8 protein-coding genes are annotated in these 12,548 nt (G+C 60.9%); 3 read left to right on the top strand and 5 right to left on the bottom strand.

Annotated elements, in window-relative coordinates; all coding sequences use genetic code 11:
- Nucleotides 1-99: 99 nt before the first annotated feature.
- From AC1RT6_RS16695 to AC1RT6_RS16685, 3 genes are all read right to left on the bottom strand, one after another.
- Nucleotides 100-1,128 carry an NAD(P)/FAD-dependent oxidoreductase gene (locus AC1RT6_RS16695; protein ID WP_079446139.1) on the bottom strand — a complete coding sequence of 343 codons (1,029 nt, stop codon included), beginning with the start codon at nucleotides 1,126-1,128 and terminating at the stop codon, nucleotides 100-102.
- A 231-nt stretch (nucleotides 1,129-1,359) separates the two neighbouring features.
- Nucleotides 1,360-1,680, bottom strand: a complete 321-nt coding sequence (locus AC1RT6_RS16690; RefSeq protein WP_079446138.1) for a 2Fe-2S iron-sulfur cluster-binding protein — start codon at nucleotides 1,678-1,680, stop codon at nucleotides 1,360-1,362.
- A gap of 124 nt (nucleotides 1,681-1,804) precedes the next feature.
- Nucleotides 1,805-2,182 carry an Hpt domain-containing protein gene (locus AC1RT6_RS16685; RefSeq protein WP_079446137.1) on the bottom strand — a complete coding sequence of 126 codons (378 nt, stop codon included), beginning with the start codon at nucleotides 2,180-2,182 and terminating at the stop codon, nucleotides 1,805-1,807.
- 379 nt (nucleotides 2,183-2,561) lie between these two features.
- Between AC1RT6_RS16685 and AC1RT6_RS16680 the strand changes: the two genes are divergently transcribed.
- From AC1RT6_RS16680 to AC1RT6_RS16670, 3 genes are all read left to right on the top strand, one after another.
- Nucleotides 2,562-7,958 (top strand): apolipoprotein A-IV repeat region-like domain-containing protein, encoded by a 5,397-nt coding sequence (locus AC1RT6_RS16680; protein ID WP_079446136.1) that lies wholly within the window; start codon nucleotides 2,562-2,564, stop codon nucleotides 7,956-7,958.
- A gap of 385 nt (nucleotides 7,959-8,343) precedes the next feature.
- The gene (dgcA, locus tag AC1RT6_RS16675; protein WP_079446189.1) at nucleotides 8,344-9,339 is read left to right on the top strand and encodes an N-acetyl-D-Glu racemase DgcA; all 996 of its coding nucleotides are present in this window, start codon (nucleotides 8,344-8,346) and stop codon (nucleotides 9,337-9,339) included.
- A 192-nt stretch (nucleotides 9,340-9,531) separates the two neighbouring features.
- Nucleotides 9,532-10,620, top strand: a complete 1,089-nt coding sequence (locus tag AC1RT6_RS16670) for a hypothetical protein (RefSeq protein WP_079446188.1) — start codon at nucleotides 9,532-9,534, stop codon at nucleotides 10,618-10,620.
- 26 nt (nucleotides 10,621-10,646) lie between these two features.
- Here the strand turns inward: AC1RT6_RS16670 and AC1RT6_RS16665 are convergent, their stop codons facing one another.
- Nucleotides 10,647-11,696 (bottom strand): glycosyltransferase family 4 protein, encoded by a 1,050-nt coding sequence (locus AC1RT6_RS16665; protein ID WP_079446135.1) that lies wholly within the window; start codon nucleotides 11,694-11,696, stop codon nucleotides 10,647-10,649.
- Complete coding sequence (locus AC1RT6_RS16660) at nucleotides 11,697-12,494, bottom strand: UDP-2,3-diacylglucosamine diphosphatase (RefSeq protein WP_079446187.1); 798 nt, start codon at nucleotides 12,492-12,494, stop codon at nucleotides 11,697-11,699.
- Between the last annotated feature and the right edge of the window lie 54 nt (nucleotides 12,495-12,548).

The following is a 12,548-nucleotide window of genomic DNA, read 5'->3' as shown; positions in this document are numbered from 1 at the left end:
CACAGAGGCTATAGCGCCGCCGAACAGGCAGCAGGATTCTTAATCGAAATTTGAGGTCGCGATGAAACGCCGGATCAAAGTCGGCGAGAACATCCGGTCTCAATTCACCCCGAGCTTCTTCTGCAGGCTCGACGACGAGGTGGTGTACTGGAACACCAGCCGCTTGTCCGGATAGACGTAGCGATGCGCCTTCTGCGCCATCAGCGCGCCCTCGTGGAAGCCCGAGAGGATGAGCTTTAGCTTGCCGGGATAGGTGTTGATGTCACCGATCGCGAAGATACCGGGAACGTTGGTCTCGAACGACGCGGTCTCCACCGGAATGAGGTTGTTCTCAAGATGAAGGCCCCAGTTGGCGACCGGGCCGAGCTTCATGGTCAGACCGAAGAACGGCAGCATGGTATCGCAACTGACCGTCGACATCGCATTGTCGCTCCCCTTCACCTGCGCGCCGGAGAGTTTTCCGTCCGCGCCTTCCAGCGCCGTGACCTGACCGATCTTCAAATCCATCTTGCCGTCGGCAACCAGCTTGCGCATCTGCTCGACGCTATGAGGCGCCGCGCGAAAATCGTCGCGACGATGCAGTAGCGTCATGCGCTTCGCCAGCGGGTGCAGGTTGAGCGTCCAGTCGAGCGCGGAGTCGCCGCCGCCGACGATCAGAATCTCCTTGTCGCGGAATTGCTCCATCTTGCGCACCGCATAGAACACGGAAGTATTTTCATAAGCCTCGATGCCGGGCACCGGCGGTCGTTTCGGCTGGAACGAGCCGCCACCCGCGGACACCACGACGACCTTGCACTCGAACACCTGGCCAGCGTCGGTGGTGACGCGGAATCCGGGATCGCCGATTTTCTCGATGCTCTCCACCATCTCGTTGAGATGGAACGTCGGGTTGAACGGCTTGATCTGCTCCAGCAGGGCTTCGGTGAGCCCTTGACCGGTCACCAACGGAATACCGGGAATGTCGTAGATCGGCTTCTCCGGATAAAGCTCGGCGCACTGCCCGCCGATCTTGTCGAGGATGTCGACAAGATGCACCTTCATGTCGAGCAGCCCCAGTTCGAACACGGCAAACAGTCCGCAGGGGCCCGCACCGATAATCAGCACATCCGTCTTGATCGCTTCGCTCATGTCAGCTTCTTTTTCCGTTGAAACCTTTGCGCGGGCCAGCAGGACGGCCGCGCCGCTGCCTGGATATTCCTGACGCGTTTCTTCCCGCGAACGCTTATCAAATTCGCTTCGCTATAACCAACCGGCCGGTTTGAGGAAAGCCATAAACTGTCGCGGCGCCTGCACCGCGTCCGGCCAGCGTCACGCCAGATGCGGCTTTGTGGGCGGGCGTCAGTCGGCTATGCGACGCGCTTAAGCCTGCCGTTCCGGTACCGTAACCACGAGGCCTTCGAGTTCGTCGCTTACCTTGATCTGGCAGGACAATCGCGAATTCGGCCGCACATCGTAGCCGAAGTCGAGCATATCCTCTTCCATCGGCGTCGGTTTGCCGACCTTCTCGGCCCACGCGTCGTCGATATAGACGTGACAGGTGGCGCAGGCGCAGGCGCCGCCGCATTCGGCCTCAATGCCGGGAACGGCGTTACGGATTGCAGCTTCCATGACGGTCGCGCCGTTATCGACGTCAACAGTGCGGGTTTCGCCGGAATGGTCGACAAAGTTGATCTTGGTCATAGGGTGCCGTGTTGCCGAACAGATTACTGGTAATGAGGAAGTTCGGCTGTCCTATAACGAAACGATCGGGCCAACGCCAGCGGTCGGCGCAAAAAGGCGCACTCGCAGGAATTCGCCCGTGGCCTCAGGAGCGCCGCAGGATCGCATCAATTGCCTGGCAAACCTGATTGACGGTGTCATTCAGCGTAACCCGCGGCTCGGCCGGATCGGCACCCTTGCGAAGCGCGGTTTCCAGGTCGGCGGCGGCAACGGCGACGTGAATGGCGCCTATCGCCCGCGCGGAGCCCTTCAGTTTGTGCGCCAGGATCGCGGCATTCGGCGGAAGTTGCGCCAGCGAGGCGGCCAGCTCGGCGGCCTGACCGGCGAACATTGCCAAAACCTCCCGTTCAAGACTGTCATCGCCGAGTGTCATGCGATGGAGATGGTCGAAATCGATCGGCCCATCCTCTGGAACCAACGGTGGCGAGGGCATCCAGTCGACCTGTCCAAGAGAAAACGACATTGCTGCTATCCGGGCATCCGCTGCGACGGCGAGGTTCCCCCCGCAGAATCCGACCCAGCCAATCACGGAACTGGTTAATGGAACGTTTCAGGTACGAAACTGACCTTCCGTATGTTTAGAGACCAATTTCGACCTACTGCCCCATGACTTTCGAGCCGCCAGAGCGGTCGGCGCCGCCAGCCGTTAACGATGATTAAGATTGTGTTAATCACGACCATTTCATTCGAGACGCCAAGCCAATAGGATGTTGGGGGGAAGTGACCGACAACGGGCGGTGGCGATTGCCGCGCCTGGGACCGGCTTGGGGCTCGGGTCGGCGACCGGACTTGCAGCGGCGACGCGAACTTGCGGTTTGCGTAACACGAGGGCGTGGACTGAGATGGCGAACAATCCCAAGAAGATCAAAGATCCGACAGAGGTCGCTCTCTCCGCCATACAGGAGGCGCTGAGCATAGGTGAGGCATCCGCAGCAGACCTTGATCAGGCTGTGACCCGTCACGATGTCTTCCCGCCGGTCCCACCCGCTGGCCATGGCGAGGAGTGGCCCGGCATCCGTGCAGATCGACCGATTCCTGAAGCCGCAGAAGGACCGCACTTCACGCGACGCCCTGCCAACGACGACCGTGAAACGATCGGGCAGATCCTTCAGTCGCTCCAAAAGAGCGGTCCTTCCCGCAACATCTATACGCTGGCGACGCTGTTCGCCGGTATCTGGATTCTCGGCGCCGGTCTTCTGACGATCAGCTTTTTGCCGTCGCTTCAGGCGGCCCTTGGTCAGGGTAGCGGCGGCACGCTCGCCCTCACCGGTCTGATTGCCGTGTTTTTCGCCCCTGTGCTGCTGTTCTACTTTTTGGCCAATATGGCGTGGCGCGGACAGGAATTGCGCATGATCGCTCAGTCGATGGCCCAGGTGGCGATCCGATTCTCCGAGCCGGAAGGCTTGGCCAGCGATTCAGTGGTAACCGTGGGACAGGCGATCCGGCGCGAAGTCGCCGCGATGGGTGACGGCGTCGAGCGTGCCATCGCCCGAGCCGGCGAACTGGAAGCTTTGGTCGCCAACGAGGTCGCCGCGCTGGAACGTGCCTATTCTGATAACGAGGTGCGGATTCGCGCTTTGCTTCAGGATATCGCGCATCAGCGGGACAACCTCGTCGGCCAGGCCGAGCAGGTCCGCAGTGCGATCTCGGGTGTCCAGATAGACCTGCGGCATGACATCGCGCTGATCAGTGATGCCATCGCCTCGCGCGTCGACGAAGTCGCAAAGGGTATCACCGGTACGTTGGAAGAGCGCGGCGAGCACATCACAACGGCTCTTAGTAATGCCGGAGACAACATGATTTTTGCGCTCGGCGAACGGGGCGGCGACTTGCTCGACCGCCTTGAGGAAGCCAGCGCCCAGACCGCACGCGCCGTTCTCGACGCCAGCGAGCGCTTGACCAGCAGCCTTAATTTCAAGACCGGTCACGTCCACGATGAATTCGTCGATCTGGCCGACCGCGTCCACGACATGCTGAACGATCGGATCGACCGGATTACGGGCGACTTCGAGCAAAAATCGGCATCCATCGTCGAGGGCATTTCGGACCGTACCGAACAAGTCCACGACGCTCTGAAAAATTCCAGCGATTCCCTGCTGGTGGAGCTCGAGCTTCGCGGCGGCGACCTTGCCAGCAAGATCGACGAGGCAGGCAACCGGCTGGCAAGCCGGATTCTATCGTGCGGTGACAAGGCGAGCGAAGCACTCGACGTCACAGTCAACACACTGGTGGCCAACGTTGTCACTCAAACCGAAACCGCGCACGATACGCTTAGCCTTCAGATGAACGCGTTCGATCAACTGGTGAAAGACCAAGGCTCCGAACTCGCAGAGAAATTCGCACGCGACAGCGGCACGCTCGGCGCCCTGATCACTCGCCACATCTCGGAGTTTGATCGCACGGTGAAGACCTTCGGCGCTGAGATCGTCGATCGCCTTGGCCAGCGCACCGAAGATATCGCACAGAGTATGAAGAACTATGTCGATACCTTCGATACACGACTGACTTCCAATGGAGGCGAGATCAGCGCCGCGCTGGATCAGCATCTGGCAAGATTCGAAACCTCGCTCCAGTCGCGCGTCACCAATCTCGATGCTTCGTTTGACGCTAAAATCAAGTCGTTCGACGAATCGGTCAACGGCCGCCTGAAAACACTGGAGCAAATCTTCGATACGCGTGCAAAATCAGTCACGGAGACAATCGACAGCCGGCTCGGCACCCTCACCTCGTCGCTATCCGATGGCACCGCTCATGCGATCGGCTCGATCGAGAGTCGTCTCTCCCTCCTTACAACATCGCTGGCTGAAGGCGCGACGCAGGCCGTCGTGGCCCTTGAAGGACGCATCTCAGGGGTGACCGAAGCCATCGACGACCGTAGCGCTTACCTCGCGGATACGATCACAGCTCGGTTCCAGGAAATCCATCAAGGTCTCGACGAACGTGTGGGCTTTGTCGCAACCGCGATCGATACACGAGTCGCGCAGTTCGAGGATCTGCTCGGATCGCGAATTGAAGCTGTGGCAGGCCGCTTCGAATTGAGCGGGCGCGAGGCCAGCGACACACTGTTGGCACGCGCCGAAGAGCTGTCGCTCGGTATCAAGTCGCACGTCGAGGATGCGGAACGCTCGCTGACCAATCTGGTCGTCAACACAAGCGAAACCATTCAGACGGGTGCTCGCTCTGCTAAACAGTCCCTGCTTTCGATTTCAACCGATGTGGGTGCCCAGCTTCAGCTGACGTCGACGGAGGTCGAGCGCGCCTTGACCACAGCCGGAACGGCGGCTGCCAGCTCCATCCTCAACAGCGCCCGCGAGGCGCAGACGACGCTGATCAACTCATCCGCAGAGACTGCAAGTCAGGCGAAATCCCTGTCAGCCGATATCGAGCGGACGCTGACTGCCGCTGGCGCCAACACGGCAGATTCGGTTCTCGCCGGCGCCCGCGCGGCGCAGACCACGCTGGTCGCCGCGTCATCGGACGCCGCAAATCAAGTGAAATCGCTCGCGAGCGATATCGAACGCACGCTCACGACTGTCGGGTCCGACGTTGAGCGCATGCTGTCCGCCACCGGCACGTCGACCGCGAACACTGTACTGTCGAGTGCGAGGGAGGCCCAGACCACACTCGTCAACGCTTCGGCCGACGCCGCAAATCAGGTCAAATCGCTCGGAAGCGACATTGAGCGAACATTGACAGCAGCGAGCGTTGATACCGCCGCCGCCATACTCAACAGCGCACGCGAAGCCCAGAGCACTCTCACCACCACCTCGGCAGAGGCCGTAAGTCAGGTCAAGTTGCTTGCAAGCGACATCGAGCAGACATTGACGACAGTGAGCGCCGGCACCGCCGCCGCCATACTCAACAGCGCACGCGAAGCCCAGAGCACCCTCACCACCACGTCGGCCGATACCGCAAGCCAGGTCAAATCGCTCGCAAGCGACATCGAGCGGACATTGACGACAGTAAGCGCCGATACCGCCGCCGCCATTCTCAACAGCGCACGCGAAGCCCATAACACCCTCACCACCACGTCGGCCGATACCGTAAGCCAGGTCAAATCGCTGACGAACGAGATCGAACAGACGTTGACGACGGTAGGCGCTGAGACCGCCGCCGCGCTTCTCGGCAGCGCACGTCAGGCCCAGAGCACGCTGACCACCGCTTCCGCCGACTCTGCCAATCAGATCAAAGTGATCTCGTCGGATATCGAACGCACCCTCCACGCAGCCGCGGCAAATACCACCGAGATAATTCAGGCGAGTGCGCAAAATGCGCAAACCGCCCTTGTCTCGGCATCGAACGAAGTCAGCATGAAGGTCAAGTCGGCCTCGACCGACGCCGAGCGCTTGATCTTCTCGGCCAGCGGCGGCTTCGGCGCGATGATTACCGGTAAAACGGACGAAATCGTCAATTACGTTCAGCAGCAGACGGATCGTCTCTCACAGGTTCTCGACACCAAACGGGGATCTCTGATCGAAGCTCTCGGGAGCAAGGCCGATCAACTCAACTCCGATATCGGCCGCGTTACCGGCGACGCCCTCAAGTCGATCGAAGCCAGAGGCCAGGCATTCTCGCAATCGATCGCGGCGAATGGCTCTGACGTGGTCCGCACAATCACCAACGCGGGTGAGCTAGCAACGGCCGCGGTCAGCAAATCATTGAAGGATCTCGAGGAGGCATCCCACTCCGCCATCGATCAGTCCCGGCAAGCATCCATCGCGGCCGTCACCGAGATGCAGGAGACCAGCAAGATATTGCGCACGGATACAGTTGCGCTGTTTGAGCGGCTGCGCGAGGGCAATATTCTCCTTCAGGAGGTTCTCACCGGAGCGCACGAAAATCTCAATTCGCTAGAGCGCACGCTCGTCACACGCGTCGCCGATTTCGTCACTACGATGAGGGATGTCACCTCGCAGAGCGGCCTCGCGACTCAGACACTTGAAGATCAATTGACGTTGTTCAACACCAAAACCTCGAAGGCTCTCGATGATCTTGGCGGCTTATCCGCCGAGTTTGAGAATCATGGAAAAATTTTGGTCGAAGCTACAGCGCGAGTCGAACAGAGCAACCGAAGCGCCACCTCCTCCGTCGAGGAGCGTAAGTCGGCGCTGGAATCACTCGTGACAACAATCGATTTGCGGACGACCGACTTCGACCAACGGCTGACGCGTTTTACGAGCTTGCTCGATGAATCGCTCGCCGCCGCCGAAGAGCGCGCCCGCGATATCGCGCGGGTGGTGGCCGAAACCGCCGGCGCGGGATCTGCCGCGATCAACCGTCAGTTTGAGGCCGTTCGGGCTACGGCCGAGGAAGAACGCCGGCTGACGTCAGAATCGATGAGCGAGATTTGCAAGAAGGCGAGCCAGGAAGCTGAATCGATGCTCAGGCAGTCCGCCGACCGGTTCGCCGCGTTGGTGCAGAGCATGAAGCAGATGTCGGCCGAGATGCATTCCGAACTGGAGGCGACGCGCGGCGAGCTTCGTCGCGGCGTGCTCGAGATGCCACAGGAGGCGGCGGAGAGCACCGCTCAGATGCGCAAAGTGATTGTCGATCAGATCGAAGCGCTTGCCGAACTCAACCGGATCGTCGCACGCCATGGCCATGGGTTCGACGTCGTCAGCAGCGGCAGTTCGCAGCGCGAGGAAGAGCCGGTGATGGCGGCCGCTGCCGGTCGGAGCGCGGCAACGGCACGCCCTGCGGCACGTATGCGTGACAACGGCAGTGCATCGAACCTGCCGACGCCGGACCTTGGCATTCAGTCAACTCGCCGCACCGATCAGCCAGCCAAACCGCCAGGCGCTGACGATGAGGGTGACGGTTGGCTTTCGGATTTGCTGAACCGCGCCGATACCGGAAGCGGCGACATTCCACGCGGACGACCAGCGCCGCCGGCTGCGCCTGTAAATCCTCTGGATTCACTGTCGCTCGATATCGGCCGCCTGATGGACCGCAAGCTTGTCGGCGAGATGTGGGACCGCTATCAGCGTGGCGAACGCAAGGCCTTCACTAAGCGGCTCTACACGCCAGGAGGTCAAAAGGCCTTTGACGAGGTGGCCCGCAAATACCGTACGGACCGCACTTTCAAACAGACGGCGGATCGCTACATTGCCGAATTTGAACGGCTGCTGGATGAGGTCGCACGCGACGAGCGAGAACCCTCGGTGATAAGCGACCATCTGACATCCGAGACCGGGTTGGTCTATACCTTGCTCGCGCATGCGGCGGGACGGCTCGCATAGCGCTTCACAGGCTGAAAAACGGAGGCTTAAACCTCCGTTTCTTGGCTTTTGATACCGACGAAGACCAGATCGCCCCCGGAATATCGCAGCCCTTTCAATTCAAGGGGCCGCAGCGGGCACAAGATCGCGCTACGCAGCATGCTCCTTCCGTCCCTTTAGAAGGCCAGCCGACAGCGCGGGGGCCGTGCGTTGCCGCCAACGTTTAGCCAGCGCCAGACCGGTCGCCTTGCGCAACCGTGTTCAGTGTGGGATCGTCGACCAACATTGGTTCCGCGCAGTGGTCTCTGCCGACATGAAGCGGAACGTCAACATGGGGTCGCTGGCTCGCGGATTTATCCCTCCCAACGTGACCGGCTTGCGGTGCATTCGGACCTGCCAATTGGAAATATTGTCGAACGACGCAATCACGCTTCGGTGCCGCATCGAACGCTGGCCGATCGCCGGGAGTTTCACGATCAGCCGCGGCGCCAAGACCGAAGCCGTCGTGGTCGTCGCCGAAATCAGCCGGAGTGGCCACACCGGACGCGGGGAATGCGTTCCATACGCTCGTTATGGGGAGACACCGGAAGGGGTTCTCGCTGCCATCCTTGGGATGCAGAAGCCTCTCGCAGCAGGCCTGGATCGCCAATCACTCGCGTCCGCCATGCCAGCTGGCGCGGCGCGGAACGCACTGGACTGCGCGCTCTGGGATCTCGAGGCTAAATGCAGCGGCCGGCGGATATGGACGTTACTGGATCGTTCGGCGCCCTCTCCTCGCTCCACGGCCTACACAATCTCACTCGGCTCGCCTGAGGCGATGGCGGCAGCGACCGCCAAAGCCGCGCATCGGCCCCTCCTCAAGATCAAACTTGGTGGCGACGGCGATCCCCAGCGCATAGCCGCTGTGCGCAAACAGGCGCGCGAATCGGAACTGATCGTCGACGCCAACGAAGCATGGACGCTTCATAATCTCGAGCGGAACCTGGCGGCTTGCGAGGCCGCCGGCGTCACGCTCGTCGAGCAACCCCTCCCCGCAGGGAGCGACGACGCGCTGGCACGCATTCGCAGACCCATTGCTGTCTGCGCCGATGAAAGCGTTCATGACCGGGCATCGCTCGACGGCCTTCGGGAACGCTACGACGCCATCAATATCAAGCTCGATAAGACCGGCGGTCTGACCGAAGCGCTGACCATGGCAGATGCGGCTCGCGCATTGCGTTTCGAAATCATGATCGGGTGCATGGTCGCAACTTCGCTGTCGATGGCGCCCGCCATGCTGATCGCGCAGCAAGCCCGCTTCGTCGACCTCGATGGTCCGCTGTTGCTGGCTGACGACCGTGACAACGGTCTTCGCTACGACGGCAGCACGGTCTATCCGCCGAACGCGGAGCTCTGGGGCTGATCCCGCTGGCTCTCACGGAACGTTCTTAGGGATGGTGCGCCGGCAAGCTCACGGGCAAACGCAAACCACCTGCCCTCCAGAACGCGGCGAATGGGGGATTTCTGATTCGGATCGCGTCAATTCAATTGCGATTCGGGCTGAATCGTGTTGATCGTTACAGCAACGCGCAATGATTTACGCGACGAGTTTGCCATGGCCGATGAAGCTTTTGCCCTGTCGCCGATTTCCGCCAGCGCTGCGCCTCTCAGCGAGACCGACTTCGACGCCATTCGCGAAGCCTTTATGGAGACGTCGAGAGGCCGGTGGTTTCTTGCCGAGTACGCCAAGCGCAACCGCAGCGCCGACACTGCGATGGTGCTCGATGCCGTTGCGCGCATCGAGCAAACTATCGCGACTCAACAACAGGCAGCGCCCGCCGACACATTGCCCAACGCACTCGCCGCGATCAGGAGAAGTCTCGTTGAAGCCAGAACCGCCACAATGGCGGCATTCGACAAGCGGATCATAAACGATGCACTCGTCCCGATTCAGAATGGCGTACGCATCATTCGTGAAATCTCGTGGCGTTGGCGCGAGATCGGCGGGGACAGCCGTATTTGCGATATCCTCGAGTCGCAGGCCGGCGCGATCGAGAAAGCTCATTCACAGCTTGCCGCCAGAGACGACGTGGCAGTGCTGCATTCAGCGTTCAGCCTGATCGAGGCAACACTCGACGGGTTGTGGGACTCGCCGAGCTCGAAGGCTTCTCCGTCCCCACTCAAAACCGCATCCCCGACGACGAGCGATGAAGCCGTCACCCTACCCGAAGAAGCAGCATCTCACGAGCAGGCAATGGCGGAAGCTGCTGTCGTTGAGCCAGAAGCCGCCACCGCTACTGCGGGCGACACGCCGGTCGCGGCCGCCGATGGAGCGACGACGGAAAATCATATCGAACGCGAACCCGCCGCCGAAGTGAGTGAACAGGACATAGCGCACGACGACGCCGTGCTCGACATGATCGCGCTCGAAATGGCAGCGCCTGATTTCGAAGAACCCGCGACGGACCATGCTATTGACAGGCCGGGAACCGTCGAGCTAGCGCCAGTTGCCGAGCCGATCGCAAACAGCTCTGACGCGCGTATTGATCCCGAGCCCGAGTCAACACCCGATATTGCCGCGCCACCTTCACTCGGCGTCTCGCTGCTGGAGAGCGGAATCGTCCCGCGAATCACGCCGCGTTCCGATCCGATGGCTCCGTTCAGGCGCATGACTCAAGCAGAAAAAATCGCGTTCTTTTCCTGACCATCCGTCTCCCATTGCAGCTTTTGTCAGGCGACGAAACGCGGGTTGGCGATGTGAGAACTTGCCGCCCTCGTCTCAGCTGCACAAGCCTCAACTATATTGGTGACGAAAGCGCGGGCTGACTTCTCCCATGTCCGGCTGGCGGCAAACTCAAGGCAGGCCTCGGGCGCGATTTTCAGCGCCGCCAGGGACGCCGATCGTAAATCCTCGTCGAGGACGCCGACGGGAGTATCACCGATGACATCGCGCGGGCCGGCCGCAGGGAAGGCCGCGACCGGAACGCCGCTCGCCAGCGCTTCGAGAAGAACGAGGCCGAACGTATCGGTGCGGCTCGGGAACACGAAGACGTCGGCGGCGGCATATGTTGCTGCCAGTTGTTCGCCTGCTTGCGCGCCGAGAAAGACCGCGTCCGGATAGGTCCGCTCGAGCGCTGCGCGAGCCGGTCCATCGCCGACGACAACCTTGGTGCCGGGTAGATCGAGGCTGAGAAACGCATCGAGATTTTTCTCGACTGCAATGCGTCCGACCGACAGAAAAATCGGGCGCGGCAGGCGGAGATCGGTCTCCCGCGGATGAAACAAGCCGATGTCGACGCCCCGCGGCCACAGCACCACATTGCGGAAGCCACGGTGGCGCAACTCGTCCGCAAGCGCTGGGGTTGCTGCCATGACCGCTCGGCTGGCACTATGAAACCAGCGTAGCGCGGCCCATATCCAGGCTTCGGGGATCGGCGCCCGCGCCGAAATGTAATCCGGAAAACGGGTATGGAAGCTCGTCGTGAACGGCCTTGCATGCTTGCGACAATAGCGACGCACCAAAAGGCCGATCGGCCCCTCGGTCGCGATGTGAATGCTGTCGGGATTGGCCTCTGCGATCAGCGCGGCGATCCTGGTCGGCTCGGGCAGTGCGACGCGAATTCCAGGATAACCCGGCAGCGCAACAGTCCGGAACGACTCCGGGGTCAGGAAGCGGATATCGACGCCAAACGGCCTGGCGGCGGCGGCAGTCATCGTCAGTGTCCGCACGACGCCATTGATTTGCGGATGCCAGGCGTCGGTAGCGATCAGTATACGCATCTACGCCGCACGCGCGCTTATAGGTACCACAGACGGCGAATGGCGCAACGGATCGGCCCATGTGATGATCTCAAATCGACCGTCCTCATGTTCGGCAAGCGCGGTGCAACTCTCCACCCAGTCGCCGCAGTTCATGTAGCAAATGCCCTGTTCGTTGCGGATCGTGGCGTGGTGAATATGGCCGCAGATCACGCCGTCGGCGCCGTGACGACGCGCCTCGCCGGCCAGCGTCTGCTCGAACGCGCCGATGTAGTTCACTGCGTTCTTGACCTTGAATTTCGCCCATTTCGATAGCGACCAGTACGGGAATCCGAACGAACGGCGGAACGCGTTGACGATACGATTGGCCCGGATGGCGAAGTCGTAGGCTTTGTCGCCGAGGTGGGCGAGCCACCGTGCGTTCTGAACCACCAGGTCGAAGATATCTCCATGGATAACGAGATAGCTCCGCCCGTCAGCGCCGTTATGGATCGCGTTCTCGACGACCTCGATGCCACCGAAATGCGTTCCATAATAGGACCGAAGGAATTCGTCGTGGTTGCCGGGCACGTAAATAACTGTCGCGCCTTTGCGCGCCTTGCGCAGCATTTTCTGGACGAGGTCGTTATGCGATTGCGGCCAGTACCAACTCGACTTCAGCGCCCAGCCATCGATGATATCGCCGACGAGATAAATCGTCTCGGCATCGTGATACTTGAGGAAATCCAGCAACTGGCCGGCCTGAGAGCCGCCCGCACCCAGATGGACGTCGGAGATGAACAGAGCCCGGAAACGGCGATCTGGATTGCCTTCATTCATCGCGTCGCTGCCCATGGTAGCGCAGCTACCATGCCGTCATGACAGAGCAATGAC

Source organism: Nitrobacter sp. MLSD-S21, assembly GCF_058809865.1.
Note: the sequence above shows the minus strand (reverse complement) of the source record. Positions and strands in the feature narration are given on the sequence as shown.